18 protein-coding genes are annotated in these 17,337 nt (G+C 60.2%); 2 read left to right on the forward strand and 16 right to left on the reverse strand.

Annotated features, from left to right (window positions below; translation table 11 throughout):
- The 7 genes from LDL37_RS04860 to dusB all read right to left on the reverse strand — a co-directional run.
- Positions 1-751 (reverse strand): beta-galactosidase (locus tag LDL37_RS04860; RefSeq protein WP_290795123.1); only part of this gene is annotated, 751 nt, incomplete at its 3' end.
- Between the two features lie 72 nt (positions 752-823).
- Positions 824-2,170, reverse strand: coding sequence for a GTPase HflX (hflX, locus tag LDL37_RS04865; protein ID WP_290795125.1), 1,347 nt, complete (start codon positions 2,168-2,170; stop codon positions 824-826).
- Positions 2,171-2,285: 115 nt separating this feature from the next.
- Complete coding sequence (gene hfq, locus LDL37_RS04870) at positions 2,286-2,534, reverse strand: RNA chaperone Hfq (RefSeq protein ID WP_013480329.1); 249 nt, start codon at positions 2,532-2,534, stop codon at positions 2,286-2,288.
- 181 nt (positions 2,535-2,715) lie between these two features.
- Positions 2,716-3,588 carry a D-amino-acid transaminase gene (locus tag LDL37_RS04875; protein ID WP_290795128.1) on the reverse strand — a complete coding sequence of 291 codons (873 nt, stop codon included), beginning with the start codon at positions 3,586-3,588 and terminating at the stop codon, positions 2,716-2,718.
- 184 nt (positions 3,589-3,772) lie between these two features.
- Positions 3,773-5,176, reverse strand: coding sequence for a sigma-54 dependent transcriptional regulator (locus tag LDL37_RS04880; protein WP_013480331.1), 1,404 nt, complete (start codon positions 5,174-5,176; stop codon positions 3,773-3,775).
- Positions 5,176-7,386 carry a PAS domain-containing sensor histidine kinase gene (locus LDL37_RS04885; protein ID WP_290795130.1) on the reverse strand — a complete coding sequence of 737 codons (2,211 nt, stop codon included), beginning with the start codon at positions 7,384-7,386 and terminating at the stop codon, positions 5,176-5,178. The genes LDL37_RS04880 and LDL37_RS04885 overlap by 1 nt, the downstream gene beginning before the upstream one ends.
- Positions 7,387-7,672: 286 nt before the next feature.
- Positions 7,673-8,656: a tRNA dihydrouridine synthase DusB gene (gene dusB, locus LDL37_RS04890; protein WP_290795158.1), complete on the reverse strand. Its 984-nt coding sequence runs from the start codon at positions 8,654-8,656 to the stop codon at positions 7,673-7,675.
- A 65-nt stretch (positions 8,657-8,721) separates the two neighbouring features.
- On the opposite strand from dusB, the gene LDL37_RS04895 reads away from it, so the two are divergent.
- Positions 8,722-9,867, forward strand: a complete 1,146-nt coding sequence (locus LDL37_RS04895; RefSeq protein WP_290795133.1) for a bifunctional 2-C-methyl-D-erythritol 4-phosphate cytidylyltransferase/2-C-methyl-D-erythritol 2,4-cyclodiphosphate synthase — start codon at positions 8,722-8,724, stop codon at positions 9,865-9,867.
- 240 nt (positions 9,868-10,107) lie between these two features.
- Here LDL37_RS04895 and LDL37_RS04900 read toward each other — a convergent pair whose 3' ends face one another.
- The 6 genes from LDL37_RS04900 to LDL37_RS04925 form a co-directional block, all read right to left on the reverse strand.
- Positions 10,108-10,917, reverse strand: a complete 810-nt coding sequence (locus LDL37_RS04900) for an MBL fold metallo-hydrolase (protein WP_290795135.1) — start codon at positions 10,915-10,917, stop codon at positions 10,108-10,110.
- Positions 10,914-11,690: a TatD family hydrolase gene (locus tag LDL37_RS04905; protein WP_290795137.1), complete on the reverse strand. Its 777-nt coding sequence runs from the start codon at positions 11,688-11,690 to the stop codon at positions 10,914-10,916. The genes LDL37_RS04900 and LDL37_RS04905 overlap by 4 nt, the downstream gene beginning before the upstream one ends.
- A 1-nt stretch (position 11,691) precedes the next feature.
- Positions 11,692-12,702, reverse strand: coding sequence for a DNA polymerase III subunit delta' (locus LDL37_RS04910; RefSeq protein ID WP_290795139.1), 1,011 nt, complete (start codon positions 12,700-12,702; stop codon positions 11,692-11,694).
- Between the two features lies 1 nt (position 12,703).
- Positions 12,704-13,342, reverse strand: coding sequence for a dTMP kinase (gene tmk, locus LDL37_RS04915; protein ID WP_290795141.1), 639 nt, complete (start codon positions 13,340-13,342; stop codon positions 12,704-12,706).
- 62 nt (positions 13,343-13,404) lie between these two features.
- Positions 13,405-14,130: an SPOR domain-containing protein gene (locus LDL37_RS04920; protein WP_290795143.1), complete on the reverse strand. Its 726-nt coding sequence runs from the start codon at positions 14,128-14,130 to the stop codon at positions 13,405-13,407.
- Positions 14,131-14,243: 113 nt separating this feature from the next.
- A complete protein-coding gene (locus LDL37_RS04925; RefSeq protein ID WP_290795146.1) occupies positions 14,244-14,597 on the reverse strand; it encodes a DUF1304 domain-containing protein in 354 nt (117 codons plus the stop codon).
- A 393-nt stretch (positions 14,598-14,990) separates the two neighbouring features.
- On the opposite strand from LDL37_RS04925, the gene LDL37_RS04930 reads away from it, so the two are divergent.
- Positions 14,991-16,259: a site-specific integrase gene (locus LDL37_RS04930; protein ID WP_290795148.1), complete on the forward strand. Its 1,269-nt coding sequence runs from the start codon at positions 14,991-14,993 to the stop codon at positions 16,257-16,259.
- On the opposite strand, the gene LDL37_RS04935 is transcribed toward LDL37_RS04930, so the two are convergent.
- The 3 genes from LDL37_RS04935 to LDL37_RS04945 form a co-directional block, all read right to left on the reverse strand.
- Positions 16,243-16,536: a helix-turn-helix domain-containing protein gene (locus LDL37_RS04935; RefSeq protein ID WP_290795150.1), complete on the reverse strand. Its 294-nt coding sequence runs from the start codon at positions 16,534-16,536 to the stop codon at positions 16,243-16,245. The genes LDL37_RS04930 and LDL37_RS04935 overlap by 17 nt on opposite strands.
- Positions 16,529-16,987, reverse strand: a complete 459-nt coding sequence (locus LDL37_RS04940) for a CopG family transcriptional regulator (RefSeq protein ID WP_290795152.1) — start codon at positions 16,985-16,987, stop codon at positions 16,529-16,531. Before LDL37_RS04940 ends, LDL37_RS04935 begins: the two co-directional genes overlap by 8 nt.
- A 122-nt stretch (positions 16,988-17,109) precedes the next feature.
- Positions 17,110-17,337, reverse strand: a 228-nt coding sequence (locus LDL37_RS04945) for a DUF3363 domain-containing protein (RefSeq protein ID WP_290795157.1), incomplete at its 5' end; no start/stop codon positions are given.

Here is a 17,337-nt window from a genome sequence, read left to right on the forward strand (position 1 = left end):
CCTCTGCACGTGGAAACACCGCATTGTCCCAGCCGGTGACCGTGTACAGCGGCACATCAAAGCCATGTGCGCGCAACATCTCCTTCAATCGGGAAATGTGATCGCGTCCCTGAAGCGGCCCGGTGCGGTTATATTCGTTCTCGATCTGAATGCCGATAACGGGGCCGCCGTCCTTCCACAAAAGCCCCCTCGCCTGTTCGGCCACCTGTTCGAAGAAGGCATCGACATAGCCAAGATAGGTCGGGTCGTTACTGCGCGTCGGGACGGAATCGACCACCCAGTCCGGAATGCCGCCAAAGCGCACTTCCGCATGGGCCCAGGGGCCGGGACGCAGATAGACATAGAGGCCGTGTTTCTGCGCCAACTGTATGAATTTACGAAGGTTTCGGTTCCCGCTCCAATCAAAGCTGCCGGGGCGTTCCTCGTGGTGCTGCCAGATGACATAGGTGGCGACGACGGTGACGCCCGCCGCCTTCATCTTGAGGAGTTGTTCTTCCCAGTATTGTTCCGGAAAACGGGTATAATGAAACTCCCCCATAACCGGCAAAACAGGTTTGCCAGCAAGCGTCAGATAGCGATCATTGACGCTGATGACCTGGCCCGAAGGCGACAGGCCTGTCCCCATCTTCAACAGGCCTTCGCGCGGCGCCGGAGGCGCCATCTGCGCATCGACCCGCACGGTTTCCGCCGAAGCGACACTGCACAGCAGGCTCAGCACCGCGGTCGAGGCGGCCCAAAGATTTCCGTTCATTGGCATTTCCCTTTTTGATTGGGAAATTTGTACGACAATAAGCCGTGCCCGCCAAGCGCTGTATCGAAAAATCTATGCCCGGCCCGTCATCTGCTCATAGCGGCCCAAGGCCTGATCCGAGAGCTTGACCTTTAGGTGGATATGACCGGTTTCGTCATCAAACCGATCCAGCACGCGGCCCTGAGTGTACAGAAAGGCCAGAAGCTGACCGTCCTGCGGCGCCAGTTCGACGTCGATTTCGGTGCCTGCCTCATCCACCTTGAGCGCGATGTCGCTGAGGAGTTTTTCAATCCCCTCGCCCGTGATCGCCGACACCATGATCGGCTTGTTCATGGCGCGATCCAGCACGGCACGGCTGTAGAGGATGTCGCGAGCTTCTTCGTCCAGCAGGTCGATCTTGTTCCATACCTCGATCAGACGCGATTTATCGAGGTCCGGATGGATATGGGTCAGCACCTGCATCACGTCCTGCGCCTGCGCGTCGCTTTCAGGATTTGACATGTCGCGCACGTGCAGGATCAGATCGGCTTCCAGCACCTCTTCCAGCGTGGCGCGGAAGGCGGCGACCAGTTCGTGCGGCAGATCGGAGATAAAGCCCACCGTATCGGAAATGATGGCGGCCCGTCCGCCCGGCAGTTTCAGGGTGCGCAGCGTCGTGTCGAGCGTGGCGAACAGCATGTCCTTGGCCAGCACTTCGGCGCGAGTCAGGTGATTGAACAGGGTCGACTTGCCAGCATTGGTATAGCCGACCAGCGCCACAATCGGGTACGGCACCTTCTTGCGCGCGCTGCGGTGCAGGCTGCGGGTGCGGCGCACCTCGTCCAGTTCCCCCTTGAGCAGCTTGATCTTGTCGGCGATCATACGGCGGTCGAGTTCGATCTGGGTTTCGCCGGGCCCGCCGGTCGTACCGGTGGCGCGCTGACGCTCAAGGTGGGTCCAGGTCCGCACCAGCCGCGAGCGTTCGTATTCCAGCCGCGCCAGTTCGACCTGAAGCTTGCCCTCGCGTGTGCGGGCGCGACGGCCGAAAATTTCGAGAATAAGGCCGGTGCGGTCGATGACCTTGCGTTCCCAGGCCTTTTCGAGATTGCGCTGCTGAATCGGCGTCAGGGTGGTGTTGACGATGACGAGATCGGCTTCGACCTCTTCGCACAGCGTCACAATCTCCTCGACCTTGCCGGAACCGAAAAGCGTGGCCGGGTTGGGCTTGCGCACCCGCGCCGTCTCTGCGGCGACAATTTCAAGGTCGAGGGCGATGGCCAGGCCGGCGGCTTCGTCCAGACGTGACTCATCATAGCGCCGCGCCGCGGGCACACCCTGAGGCTGACGCGGCGAAGACGGCGCGTGCGGAGCGGCCATGTCGGGGTCGATAATGACCGCACGCTGGGTTTCCGGCGTGCGGTTTACAAATTTGGTGCTCAAAAGAGTCCTTTGGACGACAAGACGCACATCCCAAAAAGTGTAAACGGTTTTTGGATCAGATGTGCGTCAAAGCGAAAAGATCAAGGCGTGATCCGACCAGTGATCGGAGCGCGACTTAATCGTCCGAGTCTTCTTCCTGCTCATACAACTGCACCGGCGCAGCAGGCATGATGGTCGAGATCGCGTGCTTATAGACCAGTTGCGACTGACCGTCGCGGCGCAGCAGCACGCAGAAATTATCAAACCAGCTGACGATGCCCTGAAGCTTGACGCCGTTGATCAGGAAGATGGTGAGAGGCGTTTTGGATTTACGAACGCTGTTGAGGAACGTGTCCTGCAGGTTTTGTTTCTTTTCGTGGGACATTTAGTCGCCCTTCTTGTTAGACATTGCGAGCCCAAAACGGGCTTCACACACAGACATAAGCAAAAGTCACGAAATCACAACGCACAGGCGCACATAATTTCGTGAAGTATCATAGGCGACAATCGGGGGACAATTCAACCGAACACTACATAACATAATATTTCGGTGGAATTCCAAACCTTTACAGGTCAATACCAGCGGAACGCCGCGCCCGCTGGATATAGGCCTCACGCAGCCGCAGCGACAATTCGCCCGGCACACCATCACCGATCAGCGAATCGTCAATCTGCACGATGGGCATAACGAAGGTCGAGGCCGCCGACAGGAAGGCCTCTTTGGCGCGTTTGGCTTCCTCCAGCGTGAAAGCGCCTTCGGAGACATCCACACCCTCTGCCCGCAGGATGTCGAGCAGGCTGATGCGCGTCACGCCCGGCAGGATATTGGCGCGCAGGCTGCGCGTCTTCACCTCGCCCTCTGCGGTGACGATATAGACATTGGCCGACCCGCCTTCGGTCACAAAACCTTCGGCATCAACAAAGATCACATCGGAAGCCCCCACCTCACGTGCCGCCTGTTTGGCCAGCACATTGGGCAACAGCCCGACCGTTTTGATATCGCAGCGGCCCCAGCGGTTGTCGGAGGCCGAGACCACACGGATGCCCTTGCGCGCCTTCACTTCGGCCGCCTGACGGTCCACTGGCCTGGCGGTGATAACCAGAGCCGGTTTGACCGGCTCCGTCGGGAAGACGTGGTCGCGCGGGGCCACTCCGCGGCTCACCTGAAGATAGACCAGACCCTCACTGATGCGATTGTGACGAATGACCTCGTTCAGCACCACCACCAGAGCGGCGCGCGGCATCGGCATGGCGATATGCAACTCGCGCAAACTCCGCTCCAGCCGGTTGAGATGCCCCGCCAGATCGGCCAGTTGCCCGCCAAACACCGACCACACCTCATAGACGGCGTCGGCAAACTGATAGCCGCGATCCTCAATATGCACGGCAGCATCGACATGGCGCACATAGGCACCGTTCACATAGGCAATACGGGACATGGTAATCTCAATAAACCGGAACGCCTCAAAGAGACTCAGGCTCGCAAAAAGAAAAAAGACTCAAGGGGCCGCAGGCCCCCAAAAAACACAAAAAACTCAAGGGGCCGCAGGCCCCTTGACCCCCTTAACTGTTCAGCCACGAACGTCAAGGCTGAGCACACGGTTAGGGCACGAGCCCCTCGCCTTACACCTCTTCGTCCTCAACGCCGCGAATATGGGCCAGACCCAGCGACTTCAGCTTGCGGTGCAGGGCCGAGCGCTCCATGCCGATAAAGTTCGCAGTCCGCGAAATATTGCCGCCGAAGCGCACGATTTGCGACGACAGATATTCGCGTTCGAACACTTCGCGGGCGTCACGCAGCGGCAGGGCGATGATCCGCTCCGGGCGGATGGCCCCGGCCACGGCCGATTCCACCACCTCAGCCGGCAACATCTGCGCCGTGATCGGCTCGGAGGGATCGCCGGAGGCCAGGATCAGCAGGCGCTCGATATTGTTGCGCAGTTGGCGGACATTGCCCGGCCATTCGTGCACCTGAAGCGTCGCCATAGCATCTTCGGACAGGGTGCGCTTGGGCAGGCCCTGAGCACGCGAAATGCGCTCGATGAAGTAGTTGACCAGTTCGGCGATATCGCTGCGGCGTTCAGACAGGCCGGGGACGCGCACCGGCACCACATTGAGGCGGTGGAACAGGTCTTCGCGGAAACGCCCGGCGGCGATTTCCTGCGTCAGATCCTTGGAGGTCGAGGAAATGACGCGCACATCGACCTGCACGTCATTGACGCCGCCAACGCGCACGAAGCGCTGTTCGACCAGCACCCGCAGGATGCGGCTTTGCGACTCCATCGGCATGTCGGCCACTTCGTCGAGGAACAGGGTGCCGCCGTGCGCGCGCTCAAACACGCCGATCTTGCGCGGGCGGCCCTCTTCGCCCTCTTCACCGAACAGTTCGACGTCAAGACGCTCCGGTGTTACTCCGGCGGACGAGATAGGCACAAATTCGCAGCGCGCGCGGGGGCTGGCTTCGTGGATCATGCGCGCCACCAGTTCCTTGCCCGACCCGGCGGGCCCGGAGATCATGATGCGCGAATTGGCCGGCGCGACCTTGGCGATGGTGGTGCGCAGAAGCTGCGCCGCCGCCGAATTGCCGATTAAGCCATCCGGAACCACGGCCTGACCGCGCAGGCGGCGGTTTTCACGGCGCAAAGACGCCAGTTCAAGCGCTCTCTGAACCACCATGATCAAGCGCTCGGTTTTAAACGGCTTTTCGATAAAGTCGTAAGCGCCGCGCTTGATGGCCGAGACGGCGGTTTCGATGGTGCCGTGGCCCGAAATCATGATGGCCGGAATATCCGGGTCCAGTTCGCGGATGACATCGAGCAGTTCCAGCCCGTCCAGCCCGCCGCCCTGCATCCAGATGTCGAGCACGCACAAGGACGGTTTGCGCGCCTTGATCGCCCGTAACGCCGCGCCAGAGTCGGCGGCCGTTCTGACCGAATAGCCTTCGTCTTCGAGGATGCCCGCGATCAGTTCGCGGATATCGGCCTCGTCATCGACCACCAGAATATCTACGCCAGATGATACCTTCATCACACCCTCATCAGTCTTGCCCCGCTATCGGGAGCTTCATTGGTTTGAGCCGGAGCCTGGGTCTTGGGTAACCGCAATATGGCCCGTGCCCCGCTCAGATGGACGGCGTCCGCCAGATAGAATTCGCCGCCATGATCTTCGAGAATACGCTTGACGATGGCGAGGCCGAGCCCCGTCCCCTTTTCGCGCGTGGTTACATAGGGTTCGGTCAGACGGTCGCGGTCCTTATCCGGCAAACCGATACCGTCATCCTCGATTTCGATCGTCAGGAACCCGTCGCTCAGGTGCATTTCAACCCGCATCTGACCGCCCTCACCGCCGCCATTGGCCATATGGCGTGAGACGATCGCCTCTCCGCCATTTTTGAGCACATTGCCCAGCGCCTGCGACAGAAGGCGACCGTCGCAGACGACTGTGACTTCCGGCAACGGCTCGACAATGTCGATCTGCACATCCGGCTTGGCCACGCGCTGCGAAAAGACCATCTGGCGCACAAGTTCCGCCGCGTCTTCTTCGGCAAAGTTCGGGACTGGCATCCGCGCAAAAGCCGAAAACTCATCGACCATACGCCCTATATCGCCCACCTGCCGTACAATCGTGTCGGTCAGGCGATCGAAGGTTTCGCCATCGGTTTCGATCTGTGAGCGGTATTTGCGCTTCAGACGTTCCGCCGACAACTGGATCGGTGTCAGGGGATTTTTGATCTCATGCGCGATGCGGCGCGCCACATCCTTCCAGGCGGCGTTGCGCTGGGCGGCCACAAGGCGTGTGATGTCGTCGAAGGTCAGAACCGCGCCGCCCGTATCCAGCGATGAGGCGCGCACGCGCACGCGGCGCGTATCGCCCTTGCGCACCAGATCGACCTCGGCTTCCTCGACCTTGTGCGGCGTTACCTTGTCGAGAAGCTCGCAGATTTCCGGGGCCAGTTCGCGGATATGCTGCCCGAAAGACTCTTCGGTGGGGATCGACAGGAAGTGAGCGGCGTGCCGGTTGATGGCCGAAATCTGCTCGTTTTCGTCGATACCGATAATGCCCGCCGAAATTTCCGACAGCACGGTTTCGATGAAGCGGCGGCGTTCCTCAGCTTCTTCATTGGCTGATTTCAGCGCTGCCTGCTGGCTTTGCAGGTCGCTGGTCATGCGATTGAAGGCGCGGGACAGGACGGCGATGTCTTCGGACTGCTTGTCGGTCATGACGCGCGCATTGAGGTCACCCGACGCCACCTTGTCCGCCGCCTGCACCAGCCGGGCGACGGGCACGGCGATGGAGTCCGCCGCCGAGGTGCCGACCCAGATGGCGCCGATCAGGACCAGCAGCACGGTCTCCATATAGGCCAGCGCAAACACGCCCTGCACGCGGACCGAATTGCGGGCGGATTCCCGAAGCGCATCAATGGCTTCCTTGGCACTTTGCACCTTGGGCACGATGCCGGGCGTCAGGGTTTTGACCGCATAAAGCTTGGCCCCGTTGTAACCCTGAAGCGGATAGATCATGCGGATCGTGTCCGGTGCCGCAAACAGACCGCCGCCGATATCGCCTTCATTGGCTGTATCTATGGCCACCTGATTGGGCGCCAGGTAGGGAGGCGCGCCGGGGTTTTCCGCCCGCGCCAGCACCTGCCCGCTGTCGTCGATAATATAGACCGCCGCCAGTTCCCCGCGGATCGAAATCAGTTCACGCAGGGCCTGCGAAAAGCTGAGGCGCTCCGAAAACATACGGATCAGTTCCGGGCGTTGCAGGTCGCGCGCAATGTCGGTCAGCGTGTCGCGCGCCGTATTGGTCTGGGTCTCGATAAAGGCCGCCCCGATATCGGCGCTGTTTTCGACCGACGATTGCACCCGCGCTGAAAACCACGTTTCCACGCCGCGGTTGACCAGCACACCAAAGAAGAGAGCCACGACGAAGGCCGGCGTCACCGCCGCCAGAGCGAACAGAGTCACAAAGCGCACATGCAGGCGCGTTCCCGCATCCTTGGCCCGTGATCGCGCCAGTTGCAGCACCCGTCGCAACACGAAGAAGCTCAGGCCCAGCAGTAGCGCCAGATTCAGACAGACAAGGCTGAACAGAAAGACGCTCGAGGGCCCCAGCGGCCCGGCGCCGGGCGCCGCAATGATGATCCAGATGATGAAGGCCGTCATCAGGGCCGACAGGCCATAGGCACTGACCATAGCCAGACGGCCACGGCTGGCATTTTTCAGCCCCCGCGTCATTCGGGCCCACGAAAGGCCGAAGCGCCGTTTGATACCTGTGTCTTTCAAAACCCGGCTTTCCAGATGCCACAATGGAGCGCAATCCGATAAAGTGGCCACCACTTTATGGATAAATTGCGCGTTCAAACAAACCTCAGAGCGTGCTGAGTTTGTGTGCTAACGCAGTACGCTCTGAGGGTGGCATTTGTGCACTACTGTGTCCAAATATCAACATCTATGTTGCAGGAATGCGGCGAATTTGCCGACACGCGATCACGAAATGTTTTCGGATTCCCCTAAACGGGTATCACACAAACAGGGCGCTCAACTCCCGTTCGATGATCGCGGGATCGTCCAGACGGCATAGCCGTGCCTTATCCTGACGCCGAGTCGCCGGGTCTTCGCTATAATCGCCAGCTTCAATATACCAGCCCAGATGCTTCTTGAACATTTTGAGGCCCAGACCGTCGCCATAGAAGCCGAGACTGTCGTGCATATGTTCGAGGATCAGTTCCAGACGCGCCGATCCGGTTGGCTCAGGCGGATTTTCGCCGCTCAACGCCGCATCGAGTTGCGCCGCCAGCCACGGACGTCCATAGACGCCGCGCCCGATCATCAGGCCATCGGCTCCGGATTGGGTCAGAGCCTCGCGCGCTGTGTCACCATCAGTAATGTCGCCATTGACGATGACGGGGATGGACACCGCGGCCTTGACCTGCCGCACAAAGGCCCAGTCGGCCTCCCCTTTGTAAAACTGCTGGCGCGTGCGACCATGCACCGTCACCGCCTGCACCCCGATGGCCTCAGCCCGGCGGGCCAGTTCCGGGGCATTACGGCTGTGGTCGTCCCAGCCCATCCGCATCTTGACCGTCACCGGTCGCGAGGTCGCGCTGACGGCCGCCTCCATCAGGCGGCTGGCGGCATCGAGGTCGCGCATCAAGGCCGATCCACACAGCACGCCAGTCACCTCCTTGGCCGGGCAACCAAAGTTGAGATCGACAATTTGCGCGCCCGACGCTTCGGCCAGAGCCGCACCGCGTGCGATAAAGTCCGGGTCCTTGCCGATCAGTTGCACGATCTTCAGGCCAGCATGTTCCCCCAGAGCGAATTTGCGCACCACGTCCGGACGCCCGCGCTCCAGCTCGGCGCAGGCCACCATCTCGGTGGCCGCATAGGCAGCCCCCAGCTTCGACGCCATGCGGCGGAACGGCAGATCAGACACGCCGGTCATAGGCGCGATCAGGGCGCGCCCGGCAATCTCCACATCTCCGATCCTAAGACTGTGCGTCATCATGGGCGCGAAATAACCGCGAAGCCCTCTTTACGCAATGGGCGACGTCCGATTAAGACAAAGCCATGAGTTTCAATGCGATCATCGTTGCCGGCGGTTCGGGTCAGAGATCAGGCGGCAAAAAGCAATGGATGCCGTTGCGCGGCAAGCCTGTCCTAAACTGGTCAATCGAAGCCTTTGCCCGTGCCGGAGCCGCCGACATCGTGGTGGTCGTGCCGCGTGACGACCTTGATCACGCCACCCTGACGCTTCAGGGGCTGGAGCGGGTGCGCGTCGTGCCGGGCGGTGCCACGCGCGCCCTTTCGGTGCAAAGCGGCCTCAACGCCTTGCACGAAACCGCTGCGCCGGATGATCTCGTGCTGATCCACGATGCGGCGCGGCCCCTGCTGAGCGTCGATCTGATTGAAGCGCTGGTGGCTCGGCTGCATACGGCGCGCGCCGCCATTCTGGCCGTACCGGTCACCGACTCGCTGAAGCGCGCCGAAGATGGCCGCATCATTGACGCGCCGTCGCGTAACGGCCTGTGGCGCGCCCAGACCCCTCAGGCCTTCCGCCTGAAAGACATAGCCGACGCCTATGCCCAGTGGACGGGTGAAGTCGAGGCCACGGATGAGGCCATGGTGGCCGCCGCCGCCGGGATCAGGGTTGAGATCGTCGAAGGGGCGCAGCGGCTTCAAAAACTCACCTATCCCGAAGATTTTGCCGTGCTGGAGGCCTTTATGCCCGCTCAACAGATGCGTATCGGTCAGGGCTTTGACGCCCACCGCTGGGGGCCTGGCGAAAGCGTGTGGCTGTGCGGCGTGGAAATCACCCACGATCAGACCCTGATCGGCCATTCCGATGCCGATGCTGGCCTGCACGCCCTGACCGATGCTCTTCTGGGGGCAGCGGGACTAGGGGATATCGGTGATCACTTCCCGCCCACCGACCCGCAATGGAAGGGCGCGCCATCTGACTTGTTTTTGCGTCATGCGGCCGAACTGATCCGCCAGCGCGGGGGGGAAATCGTCAATGTCGATGTGACCCTGATTTGCGAGCGCCCAAAGATCAAGCCGCATCGGGAGGCCATGCGTCAGAGGGTGGCCGACATTCTCGCGCTTGATGTGTCGCGAGTCAGTATCAAGGCCACAACCACTGAAAAAATGGGCTTCACCGGTCGCGAAGAAGGACTGGCCGCACAGGCGGTGTGCCTGATCACGCTGCCATCCTAATGCGGTGCACAATCACGAATTTTTAAACATTGTAACGAAAGATGCATTTTTATTATTATTAACAATTGTTTGCATGAAATGTAGCTAATGCTGCTATGCAAAATTTCAAATGACAACGCTCTGTAAATATGATGAATTGAAAACGTTCGGGGTGGGTTTGTTTTTAAAGCCCATAATTTTATTCAATTTTTTAAGTCGTTCTTTTTTGCGTTCCAACCTTCCCCACCCCGAACAGGCTTCCTAAAACTCCGTATCGATCATCATCTGATCATAGGCAGGGACGACACCGTCGGGCAGTTTCGCCAGCAATTCTTCGTAATCCATTTCCTGATGCAGATTGGTTAGCACGGCCAAGTCAGGCTTGACGCGTGCGATCCATTCCAGCGCCAGATCGAGATGCGCGTGGGTCGGGTGCGGCGCATAACGCAGGGCATCCACAATCCAGACCTTGAGCCCGTAGAGCTGCGCAAAGCTGTCTTCCGGCAGGTCGCTGATGTCGCTGGAATAGGCCACGTCCCCGATACGATAGCCGACGGAGCGGATAGGGCCGTGGATCTGATCGAAGGTGACGACCGGCACCTCGCCGCCCTCACCCGTCAGATGAAACCTCTCCCCGAAGGACGGCAGGACCATCGGCGCGCAGATCGGCGGATAACCGAACTTACCTGTAAAAATATAATCGAACCGGCTGAGTAGGGTCTGACGCGTCGCTTCGTCCATATAGCCCGGCACCTGCATTTTGCGCAAAAGCGCAAAGGCCCGCATGTCATCTATGCCGTGCGTCTGGTCGGCATGATCGTGCGTCCACAGCACGGCATCCAGATGATCAATGCCCGTCTGCATGATCTGGGTGCGAAAATCCGGAGACGTATCGACCACCACATTGGTTGCCTGATCCGGGGAAGACGGATCAAAGGCCTGAAACAGGGCCGAACAGCGGCTGCGGCGGTTCTTCGGGTTGTGCGGATCGCAGCGCCCCCAAAACCCATCGGCACGCGGCACGCCCGTCGAACAGCCTGAGCCCAGTATGGTGGTCCTCAACCGTCTCATGCGCGCGGGATCCGCTTGAACAGGGCGTAGAAGGCGTCAGTCGTTCGCGCAATCGTGTCTTGGCGCGTCCAGCCACGGATTTCCGCCAGCTTGTCATAGACATGCGTCACATAGGCCGGTTCGTTGCGCCGTCCGCGCATGGGGATGGGCGCCAGATAGGGGCAATCGGTTTCGACGATGATGCGCTCCGCCGGCATGTCGGCGATAATGTCGCGCACATCCTGCGCCGCCTTGAAGGTGGCAATGCCTGACACCGAGAAATAGGCCCCGATCCCGGCCGCCTTCTTCGCCAGCTCCGCCCCGGACGTATAGCAGTGCAGCAGAAAGGTGAACGGCCCTTTGGCGTGTTCGTTGGAAAGGATCTCCCACATTTCCGCATCGGCTTCGCGCGTGTGGACCACCAGCGGCAAGCCACTTTGGCGCGCCGCGTGGACATGGGTGCGGAACACGGCCGCCTGAATATCGCGCGGGCTGTAGTCATAGTGAAAATCCAGCCCGCATTCGCCGATACCGACCACCTTGGGCCGTTGCGCCAGCGTCAGCAGGTCGGCTACGCGAAGGTCCGGATTTTCCCTGGCCTCGTGCGGGTGCGTGCCCACCGTGGCCCAGATGTCCTGATGCGTCGTCAAACCATAGCAGGTTTCGAAATTCGACACCCGATCGCAGATATTGACCATCAGCCCCACCCCGGCCTCACGCGCCCGGTCGATCACCGCGTCACGGTCTTCGTCGTATTGCGGGGCGTGCAGATTGACGTGACTGTCGATGAGCATATTACCTTAAAGCCTTGATATCATTTACGATGGACCAGAAATATTCGCCGCGATCCAGATTGACGCCTTCGGTTTCGGCGACGACCGTGCTGAGCCTGACCCACAGCTCCGACCATTGCCGTCCACGCGCCGGCGCATCGGCGCTGAGCGCCCGCTCCTGCACACGGTCACTGAGCGCAGCAATAAATTGCGCGAACTTTTTGGGGCCGTCGATCTTCGAGGAATTCGTCTTGAACATCGTCATCAGTGGCAGCAGATCAAAGCGCGCGGGCGGCGTATCCGACAACAGCCGTGCCGCCAGTTCATCCATCTCCAGCGCCCCCTCTTCCCACAGCCGCAACCCCTTACCGGGTGAGCCCTTGGCCATCACCACCAGCCGTTCGAGTTGTTCAGGGCCAAGGTCGGCGCGCGCCGCGATAAAGCGCTGAACGGCCTCATCATCCCACGGTGAAAAGCCCAGACGTCGGCAGCGCGAGCGGATGGTGGCCAGCAGCTTGCCCGGCGAATGCGAGATGAGAAACAGCAAACCCCGTTCAGGTGGTTCCTCAAGAATCTTCAGCAAGGCATTGGCTGAATTGATATTCAGGTCATCGACGGCATCAACGATACAGACGCGATAGGCCGAGCGCGACGGCGCCTTGGAAAAAAACTCTCCCACTTCGCGCACCGCATCGACGGTGATGTTCTTGCGCGTCTTGCCGTCCTTCTGCTCGCGTTCCAGCACCAGCAGGTCCGGGTGCGACTGCGCCACGATCAGGCGCGCATCCGGGTCCTCTTCGGACATGCCCAGAATGCCGAAGCCCCTGTCCCGCTGATGCCCCATCAGATAGCGCGCCGCGCGGTAGGCAAAGGTCGCCTTGCCCACCCCTTCCGGCCCGCACAGCAGCCAGGCGTGATGCAACCGCCCGCGCGAAAGGGCGTCAAGAAAAGCCGTCTCCTGCGCCTCACCCTGAATGAAATCAAAGACCTGACGCGGATGGGCGACGGCGGTATCGTCTTCGGTCACCGCCATATCAGCTTCCCTTCAGTTCGGCAAAGCGATCCGACACCACGCGCCAGATATCGGCCCTGATGTCTTCAATCGCGCGGTCAGCGTCGATCAGGCGATAACGTTCAGGATGCGCGGCGGCGCGTTTGCGGAAGCCCTCGCGCAGGCGCTCGTGAAAGGCCAGCCCTTTGGACTCAAAGCGATTTTCGGCATCGCCGCGCGCCAGCGCCCGCTTCAAGCCCGTTTCCGGCGGCATATCCATCACGATGACCAGATCGGGCTGGGTGTCCCCCACCACGGCGGCGTCGATGCTTTCGATCAACTCCGGCGTCACGCCACCGCCCGCCCCCTGATAGGCGCGGGTGGAATCGGAAAAGCGGTCGCAGACGATCCACGCCCCGCGTTCCAACGCCGGCCGGATCACCTGCTCCAGATGGTTGGCGCGCGCCGCATACATCATCAGGGTTTCGGACATCGGCGACCAGCGCCCCGCCTCACCGGTCACCAGCAGGTCGCGCAGCGCTTCCGCGCCGCTGGAACCACCCGGTTCGCGCGTCTGCACCACCTCAAGCCCCAGTTCACGCAGATGCGCCACCAGCGCCTTCACCTGGGTGGATTTTCCGGCCCCCTCGCCGCCTTCGAATGTAATGAATCTACCGGTCATGTCTGCCGATACATCGGCCAAGCGCCGGGCTAAGACAAGGCTAAAATCAAAACCCGCCCAAATTACTCGTCGCGCGTCAGAATGGCGTCAAAATAGCCCGCCGCCAGCACCTTTTGCCGATAAAGCTCGGCCTTTTGCGCCCCCTCGAACGGCCCCAGCGTCACGACATAGAGCCCGCGCCGCTCATCGACCCGCGCGCGCAACTGGTCGCTGACCCGTTCAGCATTGGCGCGCTCGGAAAAGGCCCCGACCTGCACGCGATACCGCTGGCGATCCCCGTCCGAGGGCTCAGGCGATGCCGCGGCATAGGTTGGCCGTGCCCCCAGTTCCGCCGGACCCAGAAACTTGATACGCACCCGTGCCGTGCCGGTCTGATGCACGCCCAAGGCCTTGGCGGCCCCCTTCGACAGATCGAGCAAGCGCCCATCGACGAACGGCCCACGATCATTGAGCCTCAGCCGCAGGGTGCGGCCATTGTCGAGATTAGTCACCTCAATCACCGAGGGCAGCGGCCAGGTCTTATGCGCCGCCGACAGGGCATTGGGGTCAAAACGCTCGCCCGTCGCCGTCAGGCTGCCCGACTCGTGGCCGTACCAACTCGCTGTCCCTGTGAGCGTGTCGCCAATATCCGGCACATAGGGGCGATAGGTGTCGCCACGCACCTTATAGGGCCGCAGGTTAGCGGCGCGATACTGCCCGTTCTTCACCACGTCCGGCCCGTCGCGCGTGCTCAGCTTCGGCCCGCCCGCACAGGCGGCCAGAAGCCAGAGGCTTGCCAAAACAAGCATTTGCACTGATCTCTTCGCAATCAGGTTCAATTGGGTGGACATGGGACGCCCCGCTCAACACATTCTGTGCCCAAACAGGGTAAAAAGAAATGGAAAAGGCTTGGTTAACCTGCCTAAAGATTAAGCCCCAGCGCAATCAGGGCCAGCGCCGCCGGAAGCGCCTGAATAAACAAAATCTTGCGGCTGGCCGTCGCCGCGCCATAGACCCCGGCCACCACGACGCAGCTCAGAAAGAAGACCTTGAAGGCCTCAGCGTGCGGTCCCGGCACCAGCCCATAGATCAGACCGGCGGCCAGAAACCCGTTATAAAGCCCCTGATTGGCCGCCAGAGTCTTGGTCTGCGCCGCAAATTCGCGGCTGAGCCCAAAGGCCTTCAACCCCGCCGGTTTCTGCCACAGGAACATCTCAAGGATCAGGATATAGATATGGATCAGCGCAACAAGCGCAGTCAGAACAGTAGCGATCATGGAAGCGTCCTCTTTTATGCCTAGCAGGGTATGCCGCATATAGCGAACGGGCAAGTGCCTGACGCACGGGCGAACAGGGTGGGATTGGCTCCGCTGCGCTCCGCCGAACCTTCGCTTCGCTTCGGTTACGAACCCCATTTCCCCGTGGGTTCGAGTCCCCACCCCCGACGATCATACACAAAGACCGGCCCTTTTGAGGCCGGTCTTTGTGTATGATGGCGGACAGGGTGTCCTCCAACCTAAAATCCGCCAATGTCCGCAGGCGTCCAGAAAACAATTTCAAATCAATTATATAAATGGATTAATTAAACTAACGAAGTCCGCCACTGTACGGTTGCGTTCCCCTAAAACCAGCTTATATTTAGGGAACGGTTTAGGGAACGGAGGGCAGTGATGCCGAGACGTGTTAGCCGCGCACTCACCGTCGCGGAGGTGAAGGCGAAGCCACCGGGCCGCTATGCGGACGGTGGCGGACTCTACTTGCTTGTGAAGTCTTCAGGAGCCCGCTCGTGGGTTTTCCGCTTCATGTTAAATGGCAAGGGACGGGACATCGGCCTTGGAACCGCAGTAGGCGACGGCTCAATCAGCCTGGCAAATGCGCGCCGCAAAGCCGATGATCTTCTCCGGATGGTTCGCGATGGTATCGACCCTCTTGCCGAAAGGTCAGAACGGCAGGCGGCTGCCAAAGCTCGGGACTCAGCCTTAGTCGCTTCGCAGATGACATTCCGGTCGGCGGCTCTGGCATATATTGCACTCAACGAAGGGAGCTGGCGAAACCCCAAACACAGACAACAGTGGTCCAACACTCTCTCTACCTACGTGTTCCCGGTAATAGGTGACTTGCCTGTTGCCGAGGTTGATACACCGCACGTACTGCGGATTATTGAACCGCTTTGGCTGGCAAAACCTGAAACCGCGAGCCGGGTGCGGGGACGAATTGAAACTATTCTCGACTCCGCAAAGGCGAGAGGTTTCCGCACAGGCGAAAACCCTGCCCGATGGCGGGGTCACATTGCCCAAATTCTACCGCCCCGTAAGAGGCTATCCCGTGGCCATCACAAAGCGCTCCCCTCTGACGAAATTCCAGCCCTCATGGTCGCCCTCAGAAAACGTGATGCGCTTGCGGCAAGAGCTCTCGAATTCACCATACTCACTGCTGCGCGTACCGGGGAGGTTTTAGGAGCTGACTGGTCTGAGATTGACTTCGACAATGCTGTTTGGACCGTGCCGAAAGAGCGGATGAAAGCAGGTGTAGAACACAGAGTGCCGCTTTCGGATCGGGCGGCGGAAATACTGCGGACGGTCGCGTGCCTTGGCGAAAGAAAGGTTTTTCCGGGTGAACGAGGAGACGCGCTCTCCGGGATGGCCATGACGCGACTTCTGAAGCGCATGGAGATAGATGTTACGGTGCACGGCTTCCGCTCCAGCTTTCGCGATTGGGCCGCCGAGCGCACGAACTACGCCCATGAAGTCTGCGAAATGGCGCTGGCGCATACCATCGGCAACAAGGCTGAAGCGGCCTATAGACGTGGGAGCCTGTTTGAGAAAAGACGGCGGCTTATGGATGAATGGGCCGTGTACTGCGCAAACGTGGTTTCCGGTAAACAAAGCGATCTTCAAATCATTGCGGGCCCAGGTAGCGATATCAATTCCGCCACTTGAATTCCAACTGGGAGGCGCGATTGCCCGGCTTTGGCCGGGACGCCTTCTTTGACGAGGCAAGCGCCTTGGTTCCGGGGTGCTCCTCGTGAGAAACCGTCCCCTTCAAAAAGCGCATCAGATCATCGTGCATGATGAGCCTCCGGCCACCGATTTTTACCGACGGCAGGTCGCCGCTGGACATACGCTCGTACAAGAACGAACGACCAAGACCTGAGGCCTTAACAGCTTCATTGACGCGATAGGCAAGCTTGCCCGACACTCCATTATGGTCAGCCATAGTGACGATCTCCTTCTACGCCATAGGCATCCGATGACGCCTCATCATTCTCACTTTCGTTTCGCAAGCTGTATGCATTTGCAGATAGCTTTTGTTTTGCAAGCGCATCAGCTACACTCTTTGTGTACTTCTCATAGCGCTTCAATGCCGTGCGGCGCTCCGCCTCGTCGGGGCCTGGGACATGGGCGGTGAGGAGCAGATGAAGCCAGACGTGTTGGCTCTGAGACTGAATGATAAGGTCCACATCTGAGGCGAGTTTGCCTATCTGCCGAGACAACCGGTCAAGCCGGTTGCGCAAGGCCTCGTCGCGCTGGTCCTCTCCCCCGCCCCTGATGTACTGGCGAAGGGCTGCCGTCACGATGGCCGATTTTGATGCGCCGGGCTTTGAGGCGAGATGCTCCAGTTCGGCGGTCAGTTCGTCGTCGAGATAGAGGTGATGGCGGGGTTTCATGGGCATGATCCGCAGGGGTTTGCACCCTGATCATGCACCCGTAAGGATCATCCGCAAACCACGCTATTCTACGCTACAGCTTCTATTCCCACGATTTGCGACTCATTCGCAGACGCTTGTGGTCAGAATCCGATGCCGAGGCTCTTGGTGATGCCGAAACTCCAGTCGATGTCACGCCCGTGCATCACGCCCCCGATCTCCCGGCCGATCTGCTTTTCGAGGGTATCGCGCCACGGGACGAGGACGAAGTCTTGAGCACGTTCTACAATGGCAAAGGTCCCGCTGCTCAGTTCGGCCTTCCCCGTGAGTGTGCCTTCAAACCTCTCGTATTCGACGACGCGCCCAAACGG

Origin of the sequence: Asticcacaulis sp., from assembly GCF_020217185.1 — a bacterium.
Classification (GTDB): Bacteria; Pseudomonadota; Alphaproteobacteria; order Caulobacterales; family Caulobacteraceae; genus Asticcacaulis.